19 protein-coding genes and 1 pseudogene are annotated in these 22,074 nt (G+C 41.3%); 5 read left to right on the top strand and 15 right to left on the bottom strand.

Going from position 1 to position 22,074, the window contains the following annotated elements; all coding sequences use genetic code 11:
• Positions 1 to 28 precede the first annotated feature (28 nt).
• The 11 genes and pseudogenes from DESOR_RS07910 to DESOR_RS07850 all read right to left on the bottom strand — a co-directional run bounded on the left by DESOR_RS07910 (position 29) and on the right by DESOR_RS07850 (position 11,685).
• Positions 29 to 994 carry a choline kinase family protein gene (locus tag DESOR_RS07910; RefSeq protein WP_014184085.1) on the bottom strand — a complete coding sequence of 322 codons (966 nt, stop codon included), beginning with the start codon at positions 992 to 994 and terminating at the stop codon, positions 29 to 31.
• A gap of 119 nt (positions 995 to 1,113) precedes the next feature.
• Positions 1,114 to 1,947, bottom strand: a complete 834-nt coding sequence (gene pylSc / locus DESOR_RS07905) for a pyrrolysine--tRNA(Pyl) ligase large subunit (RefSeq protein WP_014184084.1) — start codon at positions 1,945 to 1,947, stop codon at positions 1,114 to 1,116.
• A gap of 400 nt (positions 1,948 to 2,347) precedes the next feature.
• Positions 2,348 to 2,608 carry a hypothetical protein gene (locus tag DESOR_RS07900; protein ID WP_014184083.1) on the bottom strand — a complete coding sequence of 87 codons (261 nt, stop codon included), beginning with the start codon at positions 2,606 to 2,608 and terminating at the stop codon, positions 2,348 to 2,350.
• A 3-nt stretch (positions 2,609 to 2,611) separates the two neighbouring features.
• Positions 2,612 to 3,991, bottom strand: coding sequence for an APC family permease (locus DESOR_RS07895; protein ID WP_014184082.1), 1,380 nt, complete (start codon positions 3,989 to 3,991; stop codon positions 2,612 to 2,614).
• A gap of 145 nt (positions 3,992 to 4,136) precedes the next feature.
• Positions 4,137 to 4,433, bottom strand: coding sequence for a hypothetical protein (locus DESOR_RS07890; protein WP_014184080.1), 297 nt, complete (start codon positions 4,431 to 4,433; stop codon positions 4,137 to 4,139).
• Between the two features lie 62 nt (positions 4,434 to 4,495).
• Complete coding sequence (locus DESOR_RS07885) at positions 4,496 to 4,741, bottom strand: hypothetical protein (RefSeq protein WP_158309017.1); 246 nt, start codon at positions 4,739 to 4,741, stop codon at positions 4,496 to 4,498.
• A gap of 332 nt (positions 4,742 to 5,073) precedes the next feature.
• On the bottom strand, positions 5,074 to 5,937 hold the full coding sequence (locus DESOR_RS07880; protein WP_014184078.1) for an SDR family oxidoreductase: 864 nt from the start codon (positions 5,935 to 5,937) through the stop codon (positions 5,074 to 5,076).
• Positions 5,938 to 6,943: 1,006 nt separating this feature from the next.
• Positions 6,944 to 8,359: a MocR-like pyridoxine biosynthesis transcription factor PdxR gene (gene pdxR, locus DESOR_RS07870; RefSeq protein ID WP_014184076.1), complete on the bottom strand. Its 1,416-nt coding sequence runs from the start codon at positions 8,357 to 8,359 to the stop codon at positions 6,944 to 6,946.
• Positions 8,360 to 8,702: 343 nt separating this feature from the next.
• Positions 8,703 to 9,392 carry a vitamin B12 dependent methionine synthase gene (locus tag DESOR_RS07865; protein WP_014184075.1) on the bottom strand — a complete coding sequence of 230 codons (690 nt, stop codon included), beginning with the start codon at positions 9,390 to 9,392 and terminating at the stop codon, positions 8,703 to 8,705.
• 235 nt (positions 9,393 to 9,627) lie between these two features.
• Positions 9,628 to 11,019: pseudogene (locus DESOR_RS30140) on the bottom strand (monomethylamine:corrinoid methyltransferase).
• Between the two features lie 3 nt (positions 11,020 to 11,022).
• A complete protein-coding gene (locus DESOR_RS07850; RefSeq protein ID WP_014184074.1) occupies positions 11,023 to 11,685 on the bottom strand; it encodes a corrinoid protein in 663 nt (220 codons plus the stop codon).
• A gap of 474 nt (positions 11,686 to 12,159) precedes the next feature.
• Here DESOR_RS07850 and DESOR_RS07845 point away from each other — a divergent pair, with 474 nt between their 5' ends.
• Both DESOR_RS07845 and DESOR_RS07840 read left to right on the top strand, forming a co-directional pair.
• Positions 12,160 to 13,536: a uroporphyrinogen decarboxylase family protein gene (locus DESOR_RS07845; protein ID WP_014184073.1), complete on the top strand. Its 1,377-nt coding sequence runs from the start codon at positions 12,160 to 12,162 to the stop codon at positions 13,534 to 13,536.
• Positions 13,537 to 13,579: 43 nt separating this feature from the next.
• Entirely contained in the window at positions 13,580 to 14,497 is a 918-nt protein-coding gene (locus tag DESOR_RS07840; RefSeq protein ID WP_014184072.1) for a CobW family GTP-binding protein, read from the top strand.
• Between the two features lie 348 nt (positions 14,498 to 14,845).
• Here DESOR_RS07840 and DESOR_RS07835 read toward each other — a convergent pair whose 3' ends face one another.
• A complete protein-coding gene (locus DESOR_RS07835) occupies positions 14,846 to 15,919 on the bottom strand; it encodes a radical SAM protein (protein ID WP_014184071.1) in 1,074 nt (357 codons plus the stop codon).
• Positions 15,920 to 16,231: 312 nt separating this feature from the next.
• Here DESOR_RS07835 and DESOR_RS07830 point away from each other — a divergent pair, with 312 nt between their 5' ends.
• On the top strand, positions 16,232 to 17,071 hold the full coding sequence (locus DESOR_RS07830; RefSeq protein WP_014184070.1) for an SPFH domain-containing protein: 840 nt from the start codon (positions 16,232 to 16,234) through the stop codon (positions 17,069 to 17,071).
• Between the two features lie 15 nt (positions 17,072 to 17,086).
• Entirely contained in the window at positions 17,087 to 17,272 is a 186-nt protein-coding gene (locus tag DESOR_RS07825; RefSeq protein WP_014184069.1) for a type II toxin-antitoxin system antitoxin, read from the top strand.
• A gap of 173 nt (positions 17,273 to 17,445) precedes the next feature.
• Here DESOR_RS07825 and DESOR_RS07820 read toward each other — a convergent pair whose 3' ends face one another.
• The 3 genes from DESOR_RS07820 to DESOR_RS07810 form a co-directional block, all read right to left on the bottom strand.
• Entirely contained in the window at positions 17,446 to 18,633 is a 1,188-nt protein-coding gene (locus DESOR_RS07820; protein ID WP_014184068.1) for an MFS transporter, read from the bottom strand.
• Between the two features lie 58 nt (positions 18,634 to 18,691).
• On the bottom strand, positions 18,692 to 20,110 hold the full coding sequence (locus DESOR_RS07815) for a metallophosphoesterase family protein (protein ID WP_242832470.1): 1,419 nt from the start codon (positions 20,108 to 20,110) through the stop codon (positions 18,692 to 18,694).
• A gap of 210 nt (positions 20,111 to 20,320) precedes the next feature.
• Positions 20,321 to 20,917: a phosphatase PAP2 family protein gene (locus DESOR_RS07810; protein ID WP_014184066.1), complete on the bottom strand. Its 597-nt coding sequence runs from the start codon at positions 20,915 to 20,917 to the stop codon at positions 20,321 to 20,323.
• Positions 20,918 to 21,533: 616 nt separating this feature from the next.
• On the opposite strand from DESOR_RS07810, the gene DESOR_RS07805 reads away from it, so the two are divergent.
• Positions 21,534 to 22,073, top strand: a complete 540-nt coding sequence (locus tag DESOR_RS07805) for an RNA polymerase sigma factor (RefSeq protein ID WP_014184065.1) — start codon at positions 21,534 to 21,536, stop codon at positions 22,071 to 22,073.
• Position 22,074 lies beyond the last annotated feature (1 nt).

Here is a 22,074-nt window from a genome sequence, read left to right as displayed (position 1 = left end):
AATCAACTTATTCCCTCGAATAATTATTTTAAGACACTGATTTTATGCGATTAACTTCAATTGAGTGATCTAAACTGCCATTGTGAATTAATTCGTAAGCTCGGTTAAATCTATTTAATCCGTAGTCCCAATAATCTTCCTTTGGTTTGCCCATGGCAATTTGAAGAATTGACCAGTAAGCCCATAAAACATCGCAGAGGAATTTATTAATTATGATGGAGCCATACTGTTTCTCCGTTGCTACGTCGCCAAAGTACTGTTTCAAAAAGTAGCGTTCTTGTTCTTCAGTAAATTCCGCTTCAATGGCCAAGGCCGCTAAATCAAACATGGGATCATTCATGCCGGCATATTCCCAATCAATTAAGTAGAAATTTTTCTTGTCATCCAGCCAGTTTACTGGAAGAGGATCATTGTGACAAGGTCTATAGGGAGGGGGAACCATATTAAACAATTCACGAATTTCTCCAACCTTTTGAACCATTGTCTCTGCGCCTTCATAAAAATCATAATTTCTTTCAGCCAGTAATTTTATATAGGCTTCTATTTCTTTTAAAGGATTAAAGTCAGAAATAAACTTTTGCTCACCATCATGACAGTTTCGCAAAACTTGAGCCGCCATCCTCAGATAATTTTCCTCTTTAAACTCTTCACCATGTAACGTGATACTGTCATCAATGTATTTACAAACTTGATTCCCTGTAGTTTCATCATAATAAATAATTGGGGCATTTATACCCATATCAGCCATAACCTGAGCATTATGTTTTTCCGCAGGACGGTTAATATACTCAATAGTTCCGACTCCCGCAAGCCTTAAAGCATAGGTTACGTTATCAATAGTGACTTTAAAGTTGCTGTTAGTTATTCCGCCAGGTAAAATTTCAATCTCATTAATTCTTGAGTTTAGAAAATATGGAATCTCACTGACCATTTTATAGATTCGTCCAATAGTCTCCAACGGGATAGCGGGTTCGATCATAATTTGTTCATGCATTGTATAAATCCCCCATTCAACAAATTATCCTAGTAGCACCTTACACCTAAATAGACTAAAGATTCTAAAACTAAAGATTCTAAATTTTGACTCTAAAAAATTTAAAGACTCTGCGTTAACTATATATTTAAGCGTACCCCGTTGAGATATGTAAGGCTTCTGCCCATGCTTTGAACATTTTGGGATCCTTCCCTAATCATTAGCAAACGTTCTAAGCCAAATCCTATTCCAACCCACGGATCAAAAATTCCCCAATTATCATCCAAGGGATGGGGCCCCATAGCACTTGAACCTAACTCGATCCCTTTAACAACATCTAATTCATCACCATAAACAACGGAGGATTCCATTACCAGCTGGTAATCAGAAATTCCTGCGGTATCCATAACCAACGAAGCGAGCTCTTCCAAACGTTTATGGCGTTGGTCTTCCGGTACACCTAATTCTGCCAGATTGAGCATGGTAAACTCATTTAGATGCACGGAACCTTTGGATTCCTTCCGGTAACAAGTTCCAATTTCAAAGATACGAATTGGTTTTTCCCACAAGCGCTCCAAATCTTTCCACAAGGTGTATAGATTGGGTGCCAACATCGGACGCAAACAGCGCTTCGAATCCAGCCAGAAGACTTGGGAAAAAAGCGGGTGTTCATCAGATACCGACATTTTTGCTAAGGCTGCTTTAGAGATTATGGTTGGGGTTACCACCTGTACAAATCCTTCTTTTGTTAAAGCTTCAACGAGTTTTTGTTCTAGTACGCTTAAAGACGGACGTCTCGTAGTCTCCTTCAATTCCTGCAACTTTTGTTTTCCTTTAACCACCAAAAGATGCTCTTGCTCCTGAAAGGCGCGATCACGATCTTTGTGAGACTCGAAACTCTGCTCCAGTTGTATTTCACTAGCATTTAGTTCTTGTAAACGTTGTTTTTGGATCGATGTCCATGTAATACCCACTCAGCTTCCTCCCTAAAATTATTGGCGAGGAGTACGGGAGTTTCACCCGCCTACGCGGATTTAGAGTCCACGCGATCAATCCGATCTACCCCCCATATTTAGTACTCCAAGAACTCTAATGAAATACAAATAGAAAAACATGCAAGTTCTGTGCCAAAAACCGTTATTTAAACCCAAATTTATTTTTCTTTTTCGTTTAGAGAGCCAGAGTTCTTGGAAGTCTCTCTCTCAACAGTATTCTATCCAGCATCTGCTGGAACAAACAATTTTAGTTGATCATAATTATTGAGTTCATTCCTTATAGCATACCACAATTCAGGGTTTCCACAAAAAAAATCGAGTCACGAAGGACTCTTGTCAGTCATTCGTGACTCGGATGACTTAGAACTCTAGCCAACACTTATCTCTGGTTTCGTTTTCGAACCATGTGGTCAACCTCAAGAACCGAGATTATCCATACGGCTATTCCCCCTGAATATCTGCCAATCACGGATATTTCCGGAGTAGTCAGCTGAAAGGTGATATAGGCAAAGATACACATCCAAAAGACCATTATTAATCCTCTCATGGGCCTTGCTAAAAAGAGATAACCCGAACCCGGAATTAGCAGGGCAGCCATGATTGGTGTATGTTTAGGACAATGAAATCCTTTGCTTTTCATAACTTAGTACCCATGGGGTCTTGGCCAGCGATTAGCACCTGCTTGGAGAAAAGCCTTAGTATCGACAAATTTATAGCGATGCAGAGTAAACCACAAAGAAGCCAGGAAATAAAATAGTAAGCCTGCCAGAACGTTAACCCAATAGCCAAAATACATCCCGCCTAAGGTTGCTAAGGTCAAAATCACTAGAATCACAGCAGGAATTGGATGCCAAGGAGCAACATATCCTCGTTCAATGGAACCCATGGGATACATCTTTCTAAATTTAAACATCATGTAACCCATGAATAGATAAACGAGTAAGGCTGAAAGAATTGAAAAGGTAATGACCTGATCCAGTAATCCGGTATAACCAAAAGCCAGGGAAATAGGCAGTAAGAAAAGAATAGCCCGATAGGGAGTTTTATACCTGGGGTGAACCGCCGAAAATGCATCAGGGATTAAGGTATCTCTGGACATTGAAAACCAAGCCCTGCTGGCATCATTAATGCACCCATTAGCACTTGCCATACAAGCTAAAATAGTACCGATAAACATCACAACGATAACCCCGGACATGTTCGTGGATAAAGCTGCTTCATAAAGAGGATAAACAGACTCTCCTAAACTCCCGGCTTCGACAAGACCGGAGCAAACAAACCAAGTCACAGTAGCACCAACCAACAAAGTCACCATGCCAATTAAGGTTCCCATAGGCAGAGACCGGGCTGTTGACCGGCATTCTTCAGCTGCCAGTGCTGTCCCTTCAATGCCAAGATAGAACCAGATTCCAAATTGAAGAGCTGCCAGAACCCCAATCCAGCCGTAGGGCAATCCATTAGTCAGTTGTGACAAATGAAGGATTGTTTGAGAGGGAATGTAGAATTTCGTTGAAAACAAAAGAACGAAAATCGTTACGAAAGCTATGGCAGTAATAAAAAAGTTTAGCGTTAAGGTCGCATAAACTCCCCGGTAGTTGAGATAAGTTAATAATAATAACGTCAAAATCACAAAAGGCAAACTCTGAATCTCCGGATTAATGGACTCTAAAATAGCTCCAACAACCAGGGCATCTGCGGCCTCGAGCATGACATACTCAAAAACTAACATAAGTCCGATATTAAAAGCTGCCAATGGCCCCAGCAAGTATTTTGCCATGGCATATTGACCGCCGGCTTCCGGAATAACTGAACCAATCTCTGTATTAATCATAACAAGGGATATATAGAGAATGCCGATGATCCAACAGGCAATAATTGCCCCCAGTGAACCTCCTTTAGCAACTGTAAAATTCCAACCCATAAATTCTCCGACTAGGACAATACCAACACCCAATGCCCAAATATGCATTGGCCCAAGTACTTTAGAAAGATGCTGCTCCTGAACACTCGCTGAATCACTCAAGACTTGCCTCCTCCTTTGCGATTCATTTCAACCCGTATAAAATCTTGTGCCATGGCTAGAAACAAGACTGCGCATAATCCCCAAGCAACCCAGTTCATTAATCCCCATATACTCACGATTATTTCCTCCATCCTGGAATTTGCTTTTAGCTTGCTTTTTTATTGGATTTATCGTACAAAAAGCTGATCATGGCTTTAAGTTCCTTGTTGGAACTTGAAAACACATAGAATAAATAAATACCTAAAGCCAAAAAAAGAACGAGAAAAATCGGTAAATTGAAAGAATAGTCCATTCCTCCTGCTGAGCCTGAACCCACTAATACTTTACCTCTCATCAACATTGTCGAGAGAAGTATTACAAAACAAAGCAACATGATAAACAGGACATCAAATACTTCCATCAACGGACTATTGACAGGTTTTTTCTGCTTATCTGTTTTCAATATTCATTCTCCCTTCTTCACCAACCATAAATGCTTAATATACCGAATCCTTCCCTTAATGGTCAAGCTTTTATGGACGTGTTCCGCAATTCTTCGCTGTATAAAGCATGACAGTTTTTCTTCAGGTGAACTAAGACTGCAACCAAAGCACTGGTTACAAAAATTCCGGCAACAATCCCAGCTCCTAAAGCAACATCTCTCGTGATTTCAGTAAGAGCTAAACTCGATACATTCATCAACACAAACACTAATACAGCCCAAACAAACAGGATAAAGGTAATAACTAACCCGGTATCTTGTCTGTACAACTTATTTATGGTTTTCCTATCGAACTCCACTCATTTTCACCTCACAACTTAAAAATGAAATATCTATTCATAATTCCGAATAATGCAATTATCATGCCAAATAGTTGTTTAACAAGTATCGAATGGAGCCTTACTCACCCGGCTCCCCCAACCCCTTCTATTTCTCCATAAAATAGGCCGTTGGTGATCATCATCCATGTAAATACTTTATGACTTTACTTTGAATCTTTCCGAAAATTCAATACAAAAAGACTTAAAAATACTTGCTTAAGTCATTAATAACTTATTGCAAATCAAAAAGCCACCGCATAGGTGTGTGGCTTTTGATGGAATCAACTGTTAATAATCGTGCCGCCATTAATGTGCAGCATTTGCCCTGACATATACGAGGAATCAGCAGAGGCCAGAAAAACGTAGGCCGGTGCCAGCTCTTTGGGCTGCCCAGCTCTCAGCATCGGAGTTGTGCTGCCAAAGGTTGCCACGTAGTCAGCCTGAAAAGAAGCCGGTATGAGCGGCGTCCAGATTGGTCCAGGAGCTACACCATTCACTCTAATCCCTAATTTGCTGAGTGACTCCGACAAAGAACGGTTGAAGGAAACAACTGCACCCTTACTGGCTGAGTAATCAATAAGTTGATCATGCCCTTCATAGGCTGTAATAGAAGCCGTATTAATAATTACACCCCCCGATTTTAAGTGAGGCAGAGATGCTTTGGTAAGATAAAAATAACCAAACACATTAGTACGAAAGGTCCTTTCCAATTGCTCACCGGTAATGTCCAGCAAACTGTTCTGAGGATGCTGCTCTCCCGCATTGTTGACTAAGATATCAAGTTTGCCGAGGGTCTTTATAGTTTGGTCCACCGCTTGCTTACAGAAGAGTTCATCACCGATGTCACCTGCTATAACCAAACAGCGTTGACCTATTCGTTCAACACGTGCTTTTGTCTCATTTGCATCATCATGTTCATTCAAGTATAGGATTACGATATCCGCCCCTTCTTTTGCGTAAGCAATGGATACTGCTCGTCCGATACCGCTGTCACCTCCCGAGATAATCGCAACTTTTCCTTTAAGCTTGTTATTCCCCACATAGTTCTCGTCTTCAGCAATAGGCCAGGGATTCATTACGGATTCTATTCCGGGCTGTTGCTCCTGGTGTTGAGCGGGAAAGGTTGGTTGAGGTACTTTCACCATTCTAACTTCCTCCTCAATTAAAGTTTCACTTTATTAAAATGCCTATTTTTATCAGTTAATAATCGTCCCTGAATCCTTCTCCCCTCTAATTTTTTCTTTTCAGGGAACAATTGATTCATTTTGCATTTTGTATAACGGAGTTTTTTATTTAAAATGTATTGACATCCGAATATTTCTCGTATATTTTAATAATAAAGTAAATTACCAAGAGACAATTAACCTTTTGTTAAATTATTTCAGTTAGTTTTAGAGCAATGACGCTCTTTCGGTTTAGGCAAGTGCCTAGTCCCGAAAGAGCTTCTTTTTTTAGAGCAATGGCGCTCTTTCGGTTCAGGCAAGTGCCTAGTCCCGAAAGAGCTTCTTTTTTTAGAGCAACGACGCTCTTTCGGGAATTAGTATCAGCTAACCAAAGAAACGCTCTAATTATTGCTTTTCAATTGCCTAAATCTTAATAGTTTTCTTTAGCAAAAAATTAGTATTGAGGTGTTTTCAATGAATTCTACAAAACTGTCAGGTCAAGTAATCTATTTAAGTAATTTCCGCAGGAATAATTCTAAAAGTTCCTTAATAACAATGACACCCTTAGGAACAATCATAAATCTTTACAAAAAACTAATTTATACTGCCAAACTGCTAGCGAATTCGCGCAGAAAATTTTATGATTATAAATTTTAATCACTGAGGTATCCTGTAAAACTTGATACACTTAGCTTCGGATGGTAGATTTTTCTACTGATAGCTAAAGCTTTTTGGAACCACCTGCCTAGCAGGTGGTTTTTGTTTAGACAAGAAGAGTATTCTTGCTTAATCAGCAAAAATACTCTTCAGATTTTCTTATTGTAATTGCAATAAATTTCATTATGCTATTTTTGTAATAATAGACTATACGATACCGGTTTTTAGTTTTACCGAGCTCATGCAATCTCTACACGCTTCAGATATCAAATAAATCATTTCATCATCAACTTAATTGTTGGGTTATGTGGTGTGAGATCTGCCGGAATCATCACATTTCAAATGTTTCAATAATTTCCTTCAATGCACGAGCAAATTCAATGCAAGCTCCTTCCAGATCTTCTTCCGGCATAGAATCAAACCCAAAGAGGAAGATGTTTTCCGGTGCTTTTTCCTGGTTCCGCCAATAGTCTTTCGTCCCATAAATTCCAAAGCCTTTAGATCTCATCTTCGTGATCAGGCCTTCTTGACTCGAGCATCTCGGTATTTGTATCAAGGTATGAGAACCTGCCGGCACCGGGAAAATTTTAACGACATCTGCAAGATGTTCTTTTATCACTTTGTTAAATATTCCGTACTTTCTTCTGTTTGACAGCGACATCTTGCGTACATGTCTTTCGAGATGCCCATCTCTGATAAAATACGCCAGTGCCTTCTGATTATAAGTCGGAAGCGCCGAATAATAATACTTGTATTTATCTTCATATATTTCCATAAGTTTGTATGGAAGAACAAAATACGCACACCGAAGAGACGGAGAGAGGACCTTCGATAATGTGCTCAAATAAATCACATTCTCCCCAGTGCTCAAAGACTGAATTGAGGGAAGAGGTTTTTCTCCATATAGAAACTCATTGTCATAATCATTTTCAATAATATAGGCCCGGTTCTTTTGCGCCCATTCCAAAATCTGCAAACGTTTTGGCAAGGATGTCGTGACTCCGGTAGGAAATTGATGGGATGGCGTTAAGTAAAGCAACTGACACATGGAGTTTTCCAGGTCATCAATATCGATCCCTTGATCGGTCATGGAAAGCTCTTTGATGGAATATCCTTTATTCGTAACTATTCTTTGCATTCCAATAAAGCTGGGGTCTTCCACACCAATCGTATGTACATTCTCCTGCAATATTTCGGAAATAATATCCATGGCATATTGTGTGCCTGCGGAAATGATAATTTGCTCCCAACTGCATTTTACCCCCCGGCTGTTATTGATATAATCGCACAGACTTTTTCGTAATTCTACATTTCCTTTGTTGCACTCATAGGCGATTTTCGTGGAAGAGGATTCCTCCAACATTGCGTACTGCATATACTTTCTCCACTTGGTCCATGGAAAAATACTTGACTCGATGCTCTCATAATTGAAATCATACTTCAGGGGAACAATAGACTCCCGTACTGCTTCTTTTAGTCCCTTTCTATTTATCACACTCGATCCCGGTAAAGTTAACAAGTTCTCCACATAATAGCCGCTTCCCTGAACCGACCGGATATATCCTTCCGCCAGTAGCTGCTGATATGCCCTGCTCACGGTATTGATGCTGATGTGCAGTTCTTCCGACAATACCCGAATCGGCTTTAGACCGTCGTTTGTTTTGAGATCACCTTGGATAATACTCTGCCGTAAAGCCTCAAATAGTTGTTCATACAAAAACGGTCCGTTTTTATCCAGCAAGAGCATGGAAATCCCCCCTCTTTCCAATTCTAGATATAAATCCTGTAATCATCATGATCATGTAGCATATCACTGAAAAAAACTAATCATATACTTGACGATGCGGAGGATTTCTTATTATGTTAGAAAAAATGACGCTCTTCAGGGATAGGCTAACCTACCCTCGAAGAGCGCCGTTGCTCAGAGAAAAAAAGTCGCTCTTCAGGGAATAGGCTAACCTACCCTTGAAGAGCGCCGTTGCTCAAAGAAAACATCTTTCGCATAAGTCATTCATAAAGCTGTGATGTTTTTCTTGAATTAACTTGCCCCTATGATATATGAGGATTTTTCACCTGTCAATAGTTTTGAACTATTGAATATTGTATTTTGCCTGACAATAGATACAGGCTTTTCCTGAGGATGAGCAGTTCTCGCAAGTATTTCCTAGGAAGTTTTGTTTGCTGTTTGTGACCAGAAAGAACCCGGCATAACTCTTTGTGGGCGACATAAAACCACTGTCGAGCAATTTTAAACAGATTTTCTCGCCATCTAATATGGCAAAAAATTGCTCCAACTGTGAAATATCCATACCGTAAAGTCCCGGTCCAAAATTATTTGAAACATACCTGCCTGTATTGCAACTTAATCCCTGCAAATATTGTCTTAATATTTCCTGCCCGGCGTCCATGTAGGCATTTTGCCACATATCATAGTAAACTTGATTCAGGATACTGGCTTCGCTCACATTTAGTTCTCCCACGGTTAACAGGTAGATGTATATTCCCTCAATTTCCTCGGTGGGAATCTGAGCAAGAGCATTGCAAGTAAACAGTTTTCCGTCCAGCAGCATATTTATTCCATCAGCACAAGTTTTTTCGTATTCTGAAATCAGGGCCTTGATTTCCAGCTGATGGTACACATCCTCCAAGCTTCTTAATGATCTTTCTATTCTTTTCTGGGGTACAGGTTTTCCTCTGTTATACCCGCACATGTCTCTAAAGTTCTTTTCCGCAAGTTCCTTGCCCTGATCCTTATCTAAACGAATTATATGATTTTTCATACCTACCCTCTCCTTAAAAAAAAATATAGGTATCTGCAAGTGTTAAACATACTTCACTGAGACATACCTAATGTTTAGCACTTGCAGATACCTACATACCGTAAAACCATTATGCGGAAATCGTTATCTGCCAACAGTCCGCAGATCGAGCTTACGAACCCCCTGAGTCAATAAGCGTAAAACCCACAGACTGCCGACAGATTAATACAGTAATAGTATTTACGCCTGATTGAAATTAGTCATTCCAATATGTCAGGCCTAAATCAGTCATAATTTTAACAGCTTCATCGTAAACCTGGATATATTCCTCCGAAGGAACCAGTTTCTTTACATCATAGCATTCCTGGAAGGTTTTCCCTGCAGGCGCCGTTTTATAATCTTTTTCATACATGGAAACTAGTTTGTCCAACAGAATGTTTACTTCATGAAGATCCATTCCCGCAACTGCATGTGCTACTTCACCCATGAAACGGGCTTCCATAGCTGTAAAGAGGTCGGTGACGACACCTTTGCCGGAAGCGACACCAGACAAGATCTCTCGTCCGCTGGCTGTATCCGTAATAGCCTGAGCTGCCGTTTCCAGTAAGCACATGACTGTGCAGGGACCTGCTAAAGTGTAATACTGATTTCCCAAAATCAGATGGGTATTCTCTTCAATGGCACGAGCTGCGTGACCTGCAACGGCAAGAGCCTCTCTCGTCGTTGTTATGCCCCAGCGCACGTGCACCGGCCCATCCAGATGCCAGGTGGCCTGTAACATTACAAAAGAGTTTAAAGTTGTTGCGACATCAACGATTGTGGTCTCTTCCAGGCCACCTGCGTATCCGCCGTAGATAGGCATCTGTTCTACCATTACGTTTACACCAGCTGTAGCGTAATGTGCTCCTACAACCAACGCACCTACGTCGATTTTGAGCTCATTCAGCTGAGAAACCTCATGTGAATCAGATGGCCTCATGCCGCCTTCAAAGTCAGCAGATATAACCCCTGCGGCACTTAATGATGTTTCATTCCCCTATAATCCCATGCCTTTGCGTCCGGCTCTGACCTGTGCCTCGCGCACTTGTAAAGCCTCTGAACGCACAGCCATTATCTCCCACGGTGAACCGGGCACCGGGTCCTTACCCATGACAGTCTGCAACACACCGTCAACAATGGTATTTATGATCAGTTCTTGTGCATATGACTGGTGGATTGGCAGGAACATTTCCTCAGAACAGGGAGAACCCGTTGGGCCGCCTTGAATAACGGGAGCTTTCGGCGAATCATAACTCCTGGGCACCACATTGATAGCCTCTCTGCCTTCACCGTAGGTAAAATGGTCCGGTGCGGCTTTAATAGCATGCAGCACCTCATCCTTTGTGTACTTGATTACCCGTCCGGTATCCATGCAGTAAATCCCGCACTCAACCAGCATCTCCAAACCTGCATTAAACAGTTTGTCGATAAGCTCTTTGTCCTCCGGAATAATTGTTTTTTTGTCCATTTTTATTCCGTATTTTTCCTTTAATTTTCGGGCGGTCTGTGGTATTAATTTAAAATCCCATTCTTTTTCTTCCATTTTGGGTCCGGTCTTTGCCCGATCATATACGTCAAACACCGTAACGTTTTTCCCTATTGCCTTCATTAGTTATGCTGCACCTCTTTTCTTTGCAATCAGGTCTTTGGCCACTGCAACGACATCTGCAGCCGAATCGGTGTAACCGTCTGCTCCGATTTCACTAACCCACTTTGCTGATACAGGAGCGCCTCCAAACATGACGATGTATTTATCACGAATTCCGTCTTCCTTGAGAAGATTGATGATATCCTTCATGGACGCCATTGTTGTCGTCATAAGGGCGGAACCGCAGATAAGATCCACGCCGTATTCTTCTGCCTTTTCAATAACTAACGGAACCGGCACGTCACGTCCCAGGTCAAATACTTCAAAGTTGTTCGCTGAAAACATAGTGCTGACTATGTTCTTGCCAATATCGTGAATATCTCCCTGGACTGTGTGAATAATGACTTTACCAAAAGAAGTCTTATGTTTCTCCTCGTCAGACAGTTTACTGGTCAAGATACCGACTGCGATTTCGAAGGCCTCGGAAGCCATCATCAAATCAGGAACAAAAGCCTCGCCTTCATCGAACAAGTCACTCATAACCGCCATGCCTTTGGCAAGGCCCGAGCTAATACACTCAACCGGATCAAGGCCTGCTTCAAGTGCTTCATTAGCTGCTTCTTCTGCTAAATCGCTATCCATTTCCACAATCGATTGTTTGAGTTTAGCATAAATCTCTTCGCTCAAGTGTGTTTCTCCTCCTTTTGTAGAATTTTCTTCTGCTGCCTAGAATACTGACTCGTTACAACAAGCTAAGGATATGATTGATTTGACAGACAATAAAAAAAGAGTCATAAGTATTTGCGACTCCATTGTCCCTTATCACTTCGTCCTGTCTGTCTTATGCGCCAAATCATATGCAAATTATAGGATACCGTTCCTTTGCTTCAAAGATACAATTTAGGAATTTTTTCGGGATACAATTTCAGCGCCGAAGAAATTGTATCCTGAAAATCCTTTCAAATTGTTGCTTCACAAATCTTAGACCATGATTTACACTTTCGTTAATATCTTTAAAGATACACATCACAGCAAAGACAAAGACAAAGGCAAAGACGCTGCACCATCTTATTGGAAGCGTCTCTTTGTATACAAAAACCCTGCATTAGATGCAGGGTTCGGTGATGAATGTTCAGTTCAATACGTCAGGAGGATACAAAAATGGGTAAAGAATTGCTAATGAAGGTGTTGAATCACGAGGATACTAACGGACAGCTTCCCTGGATTCCTTTCGCGGGTGTCCACGCAGGAAAGCTAAAGGGTTATTCAGGAAGAGAAATCTTAACTGATTCCGCCAAATTGATCGAATGTCTGCGGGAAGTACACAAGCTATATCAACCGGACGGTATGCCAATTACATTTGACTTGCAGCTGGAAGCCGAAATTCTTGGTTGTGAGCTTATGTGGGCTGATTACAATCCCCCCTCTGTTGTGTCTCACCTGTTCGACAAAGAAAAAGGGATTCCCTGCAAATGCAAATTTCCGACTCCGGAATCCGGACGAATACCCATTGTTTTGGAAGCAATGCGCGTGATGAAAGAAGAAATTGGCGATGATACCGCGCTTTACGGGCTGATCTGCGGACCATTAACACTCGCCTCCCATCTTCGCGGAAGCGACTTTTTTAAAGATATGAGAAAAGATCCTGATTACGTCGTACAGCTCACGTCCTTTTGTGCCGAGTATGCTCAGAAAATGGCCGACTTATATATTGATGCCGGCATGGATGTGATCGCCGTCGTTGACCCATTGGTCAGCCAGATTTCCCCGAAGACATTTGCAAATCTGCTCCACGAGCCCTTCAAAGCCGTCTTTGATTATATCCGGCTGAAAGGCGTAAAGTCTTCCTTTTTTGTCTGCGGCAATGCCTCTTATCAAATAAAAGTGATGTGTGATACCCATCCGGATTCCATTGCAGTGGACGAAAACGTAGATATGGTTGCCGCCAAAGCAATTACCGATCAGTATAACATTGCGCTGAGTGGTAACATTCCCCTTACAACCACAATGCTTTTCGGTACCCAACAAGATAATATAAAGGGCGTTCTGGACTTGATGGACAGCCTCAGCAACAAACAGAACCTCATAATCAGTCCCGGGTGTGATATGCCCTATGATGTGCCTTTAGAAAACACAGTTGCCTGTGCTTTGGCTGTCCATCATCCTGAAGACGCCCGTGCCATGGTTGTCGACTATTCCGCAAGCGGCTTTGACGATATTGAAATCGAGATTCCCAATTACTCAGCCATGGATAAAGTATATATCGAACTGTTTACACTGGATCCTGAACAATGTGCCGCTTGCACCTATATGGTGAAAAGTGTCACCGACATTTATGATGAGATTAAAGATATGGCTGACTACGTTGTATATAAGTACTTTATCAAAGAGGACATTGCCAGAACCGCAAAAATGGGACTGAAAAATCTTCCCACTATGTGCGTTGACGGGGAAAGTGTGTACATTTCCATCATTCCCGACCGAGATGAATTGATCGCCGAGATAACCAAACGCTACAATGCAAAGCACAACAAATAAGAATGTACCGATTTAATATCAGAGATGGAAAGAATGATGCTTTATGACACAGCTGATCCTGCTTACAGGCTTTCTAGGTACGGGAAAAACCACGCTTATGGAGCGCTTGCTTCATTACTATGAGGACAGCCCTGTGGGGGTTATTGTCAACGAATTCGGTGAAATCAATATCGATGCCCGTTTGCTGGAAGATGACGGAATTATTATGCGTGAGTTATCCAACGGCTCAATATTCTGTTCCTGCATCAAAGAGAATTTCATCAAGGCTCTTATCGATATGTCGTCCCAAAACTTCGAATATCTGTTTATCGAAGCATCCGGACTGGCTGATCCTGGTAACATGCAGCAGATTCTGCAGACAATCGACCAATACACCGTTCATCCGTACCACTATTCAGGTTCTATATGTGTTTTAGACGGCGAAGCTTTTCTCGAATTGAACGATCTTCTTCCGGCAGTAAGGAACCAGTTGACCCATGCGGGGGTTGTTCTTGTAAATAAAGAAGATTTGATTTCTCCCGCAATTAAGGACGAAATCCAGACCGAAGTACGGAACGCCAATATCCATGCCCCTATATATTTTACCAGTTACTGCAATATGGATATCAATACATTAGTCATGAATTTGCAGCCATCAAAATCGGCGGGCAAAGACAGCACCAATACACCGGAAAACAGGCCGCAGACATATATCGTCAAGGTTCTGCCCTCTGTTACAATGAAAGAACTTCAGGGTTTTCTGAATTTCGTTGCGCCCTATACTTATCGTATGAAAGGTTTTGTAACTGTGGGAGATACCAATTATTCTGTGAGCTGTGTGCGCTCTCATATGATGATCATGCCATGGACCAGTGATATTCCAGCTTCCGAAATAGTACTTATTTCCGCTGTTGGGATAGGCTTGACTGGGGCCATAGCTGACGCGATAAACATGAATGCTCACAAATCAATAAAGCTATAATAAAAATATGCCTATGCATCGCCCACTAGGGGCGGTTCGGATCATAAGTCCGAATTTCTCATGACACCCTATCGTTCTTGACACCCTGGCTGAGACTTGGGCTCTCAAGACTCGGAGGCAGGTGAACATTGTCACCTGCCTCCATCTTTATAGTAATCACCCCATGAAGCAACTAATTAATAATATTGTAAATATATTTGCTGATTTAAGTAAAATGTATATACTATAAGGCCAAAGTGATAGTCCCTTAGGACGTTCTGCAATTATAGATGGCCGACTACTATAAAAAAAGATGGCTCTGTAGATACAGAAACCATCTGGATCAATAAGCCATAAGATTTAGCTCACTCATGGACAAACGGTTATTCCCCGTCCCCAAAGACAATCTCCGCAAGCCGGAGAGTGACCTAAGCAATCCATATCTGCCCGAAGAACCATGTCGCACCCTTCAACCCACTGACAATCAGGACAAGAAGCATATTCTCCGTGCAGAACATTGTAACGATAACTCATGAATTCAGGAGAAGTCCAGATTTTTAGCAAAGATTGCTCTCTGAGTGAACCAAAACTGTGAGCGTCAATCTGCTTATACCTTCCGAAGACATACTCTGGATAGGAATGTAAAAACCGATAACAGGGAGAAACTTGACCATCCCAGCGTACAATAGCGCTTTGAGTTTCCACAAACTTACAATATCGTTCTGTTTTTAACTCGCTTTTAGGTAAAATTACTTCCACACCTTTTGCCAATCCCAATAAAAAAGCTGTTTGGAAGCTTCGCTCATACTCAGGAAGCATAGGGTGATAAAGGGTTTCCGCCTTCAACTCTTCGCGCATAGGCAGAATATGGGAAACGAGGATTCGATTTACTCCCAGTTGTCCCGCCTGGCGCACGGTTTCGTGCAAATATGGAAGAGTGCTTTTCATAGCTACGAATTCCCAAATGATCTCAGGTCTCCCCATAACCCTCTGTTTAGCTATCTGACGTGTGCTCTCCAAGAGGCCTTGTACATTTTCATGCCGGATGGCAGCAAACGTCTGTACATCAGTTGAATCTACTGACAAGGCGATTCGAGCTACACCACGCGAAAGCAAAAATTCAATCATATTCTCGTTCAACGTAGTCCCGTTCGTGGTTACGGTAATTTCATACCTTGGTGCGAATAGCTCCACAGCTTGACGAAAATTATCTGCAATCGTGGGTTCACCGATTCCTCCCAGAATCACTTCCTTAAGATCAGGAAAAACAGCTGTCTCACCTGCGATAGAACTTATAATCTCTGTCGACATATCACCCAGAGGTTCGTGCCATCTCTGACGGTAACACATTTCACAAGACAAATTGCAGCGATTGGTCAACTCCAGGTAAAGGCGTTCTATCGAAGGGGAAGGATGAAAAACTAATTCAACGATATCTTTCATATCAAGCTAATCTCCTCTCGGTTATAACTTATTGATATATATAACTGTTAAAAGTATCGCCGCTGAGGGCTGCTTATAATAATAGCACAACAAAGCCTTGAAATTCTATTAATACTCTTAAACTCACACTTCTTTGCCAGACCTTCGAAGTATTAAATATAACCCCCACATAATAGATATATCAAACTAAGCAACCACCAAAAAGGATCGAGAGACTATCTCGTTCCTTTTTGAATCCTAAAATAGGACCTTTACATATCATTTCAATGTGATATCATATTAGTATCAAATTAATCTCAAGGAGGAATCATCATGGTTGAAAAGAAAGCATGGGCCATCAACGGTTATCTGGGCATTATTCTTATTCTGGCCTTGTTTATTGGCGGAATAGCCTTAGTAATCCAGAAAATCCTCGTGGGCATCCCTCTGATACTTTTGGCGATTATCTTAGCCACTGGCGTTTTGGTGGTTCAGCCCAATAAATCCTATGCCCTCGTCTTTTTCGGCAGCTATCTGGGTACAGTCCGGGAACCCGGCCTTTGGTTAAGCGTCCCTCTTGCCATACGCAAAGGTGTCTCCTTGCGAGTTCGCAACTTCAACAGCAAAACTCTCAAAGTTAACGATATTGAAGGCAATCCCGTGGAAATTGCAGCGGTCATCGTTTTTCGGGTCATTGATACTGCCAAAGCTATTTTTGATGTTGAAAAATACGAGGAATTTGTAGAAATTCAAAGTGAAACCGCTTTGCGTCATATTGCCACACGTTATGCCTACGATGATTTTGAGGGTAAAGGCTTTTCCCTGCGGGGGAATCCTGATGAAGTATCCAATGAATTAATGAATGAACTTCAGCAGCGTCTGGATCTGGCCGGAGTTGAAATATCTGAAGCCCGCCTCACCCATTTAGCCTATGCAACGGAAATCGCAGGAGCCATGCTGCAGCGGCAGCAAGCCTCCGCTATTCTTTCAGCCCGGCAAATCATCGTTGAAGGGGCTGTCGGAATGGTTCAGATGGCTATTGCCCGCATCGAAAACGACGGCGTCGTAGACCTTGATGAAGAACGTAAGGCCGCTATGATTAATAATCTGCTGGTTTCTATTGTTTCTGAACGAGCAACTCAACCTGTCATTAATGCAGGGACAATGTATTAGTTTTGGGATGTGGTCATGATGGCAGCGAAAAAACAGTTTCCCTTACGACTTGACCCCAAACTTTATGCCTCTTTAGAACGCTGGGCGGCTGATGAATTTCGCAGTGTTAATGCTCATATTGAGTTTTTGCTTCGAGATGCACTGCGGCGCAGCGGCCGGTTAAATGAGCGGGATGAGTCTGATCATAGGCCGAAAGATTAACCCAAAATAGAGGATATTAGAGGGTTCCCCCCTCAATATCCTCTATTTTTTCTCTGGTCATTTCTTTATCTTTTAGGAAAACCTGGAATCGAGACGTTTGATGTTATTCCACGACGTAGGATTAGGAGAAGTTAGGTATGTGCAATCTTTAATTATAATCCAAATATTTATTTCTATTCTGTAGATACCTTTTTCTTATACAAACCGTACATGAACAGTGCAGCTATTAACGCCATAATTGAACCAAAGTAAAAAGGAGCTTTGCTATCTACTTTGTCATACAAAACCCCTGCAATCAGACTCGCCGGAAGAAGGGTCATGCCCACGAGGGAGTTATAAATTCCGAGGCCTGTACCTCTTTTCTTTTTATCAATAAGGTCGGAAACCAACGCCTTCTGAACCCCATCCGTTGCCGCACTATATAGCCCATAAAGTGCAAAAAGTAAAATAACGACGATTTTATCATGAGTTCTGCCAAAACCAAAATAAATGATGGAGTAAAGAAGGTAGCCAAAGATAATCAGCCGTTCGCGGCCAAACTTATCTGAAAGCATACCGGCTGGGACTGCAAAAGCCACAGAAACTATGTTGAATATTAGATACACCAAGGGAATAAATAAGGCTTTGATACCGACATCATTGGCTTTCACTAAAAGAAGGGCATCGGTTGAGTTCCCTAACGTAAAAATAAAAACAATGGCAAGAAATAAATAATACCGTTTGGGGAAATCCCTCCAGTTAATCTTTCCGGGGAGTTCATCTTTAGTCTTTTTGGCTTCTTTCACGAAGATGATAATGGCTAGGAGTCCAAGTGTTGCAGGAATTACTGATATCAAGAAAACCTTACGGTAATCATTTGGGAAAACGATTAAAATGACAAAGGCGAGTAAGGGACCAATGATGGCTCCGCTGTTATCCATTGCTTTATGAAAGCCAAAACTCTTCCCTTTAGCCTTTTCGTTTGAAGAGCCTGCAATCAGACTATCCCTCGGAGCAGTGCGAATACCTTTGCCAACCCTTTCAATGAATCGAATGATCAGTGCTTGCAACGGAGATGTTACGCCTGAAAACAAGGGAGATAACATAGTGGTCATGGCATAACCAACAATCATGAAAGGTTTATTCCGACCTATTTTATCACTCCACCAGCCCGACAAGGCTTTAAGAATTGAAGCTGTACTCTCAGCGATTCCTTCAATTAATGAGAGTTCCGTTTTCGTTGCCCCTATGGAAATTAAGAATAACGGCAAAACCGCATAGATCATTTTAGTCGTAGTGTCTGTTAAAAAGCTTGTAAGTCCAGTAAAGAATATGTTCCATTCTAAGCCAAGAATCTTTTTCTGTTCTTTAAAGGCAGTCATAGTTTTCCCCACCCAATTATTATTTTACTATTTTTTTCTGTATTTTTTACACTTTACCTTATTTCCTTCGCACAATTTCCTTGTACTTAACGAAAGAAAACTTTATGACTGTATAAAGCCAGTTCCCCAAACGTTTAAGGAAGGACCACCACTTCTTACGGTAAATCCAAAGAACCCAGCCCACAACTAATAAGATGAATACCAATATAGCTAACACAAGTGTTTGATACTCTTTATAGATCGAATTGGCAAACATGACTCCGGCTGCCCAATAGCGGTCGATGATTTGATTGGGCGGGGAGGGCAGTTCTACAATTTCAAGGTAATTTTCCTTATTCGTAATATGAGCACGAATATAATGATAAAAGCTATTTTGGGTAAGCAGCTCCGCTCCTGCTCCTCCGGTAATCACATAACGAACATTATCTTTTACAAAGCTGTAGAAGCTATGAATATGAGAAAGATACACCGTATCTACTTTATACTTGGTCATTAGTCCTTCAAACTTCTTCGCTTCTTCTTTGTCATTAAAGGCATGGTCAATATCACTTGTGCCACTTAACTTATTCATTTCTTTTTGAATCAAACCTGTTTCTTGGTTCGGGGCTAAGTTTGGGTAAGGATTAGGGGTAACTTTAGCCCTTGGATCAGTAGGTGGTATATGAGACACAACAAAAATACGCTTCCCTTGTGCATGTTGAAGGTCGCTTTCAAGCCATTGATACTGTTCTTCAGGTATAGCTGTTTTTTCTGACCAGCCTCTTGAACTATCTAAAAAGATAAAATGGTTGTTAAAGTAATCAAAGGAATAGTAAGGGGGGCCAAAAAGCATGGTGTAAATCCCCCGGCCATTTTCACGAATATCATGGTTTCCAAGTGTTGTAAAAAGAGGAACTTGAAGCTTAGAAACAGTTTCATAGAAAAGCCGATACCTGTTCGGCTCTCCGCCATAGACTAAATCTCCATTATCAATGACAAAAGCGGGGCTGATTCCGTTAATTTGGTCAATGATCTGTGAAAATGTGCCATAACCATTGCGATTATCTCCAAGAATGACAACCTCAGGATTGTCATCAGGTATAAGCTCGACCTTGATATTCTTCACTTGATTATGCTTAACAGCCACTGCCAGTGAAACAGTATGGGGATCAATAGCTTCAAGATTAGTTATGTCACTTCCAAATTTAATTTTGGAAGGGCTAATATTTTCTAACCTCAAATTGACGGTTGTATCACTTGAACTTTTAATGGTGATTGACGGTGTGGGTGAGAGGGCACGCAAAAGTAAGCTCTCCGTTTTGTTGTTCTCAACCAGTTTTCCTTTTACAAAACCGCCTTGAATGCTAACTGACGTTCCCTTCCAATCATAGGTTGATGTTGAGGAGTAGGGGTCGAAGGATAACGGTAAAGGGGTAAACCCTTCTTGAACCCTGAAATTCTTATAGCTATGTAAGATAAAAGTAATTGCAGCTGCCAATGATAGCAGAAGCAAAATTAAAACCAGCCATTTTCGACGCAAGATAACCCAAACCTTTCTAAACTAATCTATTTGTTAACATATATTATTAAGAGTTCATCGAATAGATTTCTTAGAAATAGGGTCGAGACCTTTTCAAGGTCATCGACACCTATTTTTGTTTCTATCGTATGATATTACCAAAATGAGTTAATGATGTAAAATCTGTTCTTAACCTCTAGCTTGATGTTCCTTTAAACCGAATCTAAAGAGATGTAATGCAAAATTAGTTAACGGTTTAAAGAAGTGTTCAAATTTCCACATCACTTTTCCACTGATAAGACCAATAACAACCCCTGCCAATACATCGGTTGGCCAATGAATTCCTACATAAACCCGGGCTATTGCTACTAAAATAGCGAGGACTGTAAAGCTGCGGCTTACCCAACGTTGAGCTTTACTCCATGATCCAGCGGCAAACCCAAAACTTCCTGCGGTATGGTCACTGGGAAAAGAGGCATCAACCGAATGGGGGATGAGTTGAGTAAATGCACCTTTAGGAAGTGTTACAAAGGGTCTGGGCCTAAACCAAACATGTGTTATCAAAACGTTAATAACCAGTGCCAAAATACCGGAGAAACCCATAATCACTAAGGCATGTCGTTGCTCAATGTTGGGTTTTGGCAAGATAAACCAAGCGACTACAAACATAATAGCATAAAGCTCCAGGGCATACTGAGCAAAAAAGGCCATGATTAAGTCTAGGGCATAGAAATGACCCGCCCACTGATTCAAAAAATGGTAGCCTGCTAAGTCAAACGTGTTCAATTATAGTTCCTCCCATGTGTGTGATTTGATTGATATGGTTTAGTTCGACTATCGTACACTAAAAAAGACGAGAAAAAAGATTTAAAAGTTCACGAACTTTTAAATCTTTTTTCTCGTCTTTTAACTATAGAAGTTCCATCGTTTTTGATATTGTTATCATTGATGCAGGTCTTATCGGCATTGCCTATTGGTTATGGAAACACCAAAGAGGCTTGAAGTCTCTATCTGTCTCTGGGTATGCTTGGACCTCCCCTTTTAACCTGTATTGGCCAATTCCAACACTTGAATATTCATAGGATAGAGCGTGCAGAAGAGTAGTTCAAGCGTTTTGGTGTTAAAATAATTGTATTAGGCTATTTCTTCCCGGGATTTCGTCACTTTACCGCTTACTTTGCAGGCATCAGTAAACTTTCCTATCGCCTTTATGCTCTTTTATCAGGAATTGGTGCCAATCTTATGAACCTAACGTTTATTATTTTGGAAAGAACTTTGGGGATACACTGGAAACAGCTTACGCTGATTTTACACTGTTATTTGCTCAGTGGTGGAATTTTATGCAATGATTTACAATGCAAAAGTAAACTGAAGGTTCTGGGCGAGGGGATGGATCAATGCAGTGACCGATTTTGATTTTAACTTAATATCTAAAATACAAACCGGTGATGAACCCTCTTTTACACGTTTGGTCAGAAGTTATACGCCTTACGTCTATCGCACAGCATTCGCCTTAGTCCAGGATGAGCGAGAAGCTGAAGATGTTTCTCAAGAGGTTTTTCTTAAAATTTATCGCTCAGTTAACCAACTTAGCGATCCTCGTGCCTTTCACACTTGGCTCAAAAAGATGATTACGAATACCTGCCTCGACCGCTTAAAAAAACGCCACCCAACCCCAACGACTGATTCCGAATTAGAAACTATAGCACCTGATCTAGGTTCTGATTGGGACGAGAACTTATCGATTCAGGAAGCTCTGCAACAGCTTAGTCACGAATACCGCATAACGATTGTGCTTAGAGAATTGCAAGGGTACAGTTATCAGGAAATCGCTGATATATTGGGAATACCCGTAGGAACGGTAAAATCGAGAATTCATACGGCCAGAACACAACTCGCTCGCTTATTAGCGGATCAAGCATGTACAGAAGGGAGTATTTAAT

The sequence above is a fragment of the Desulfosporosinus orientis DSM 765 genome (genome assembly GCF_000235605.1).
In the GTDB taxonomy this organism is placed as follows: Bacteria; Bacillota; Desulfitobacteriia; order Desulfitobacteriales; family Desulfitobacteriaceae; genus Desulfosporosinus; species Desulfosporosinus orientis.
This window is presented reverse-complemented; position numbering and strand designations above follow the sequence as displayed.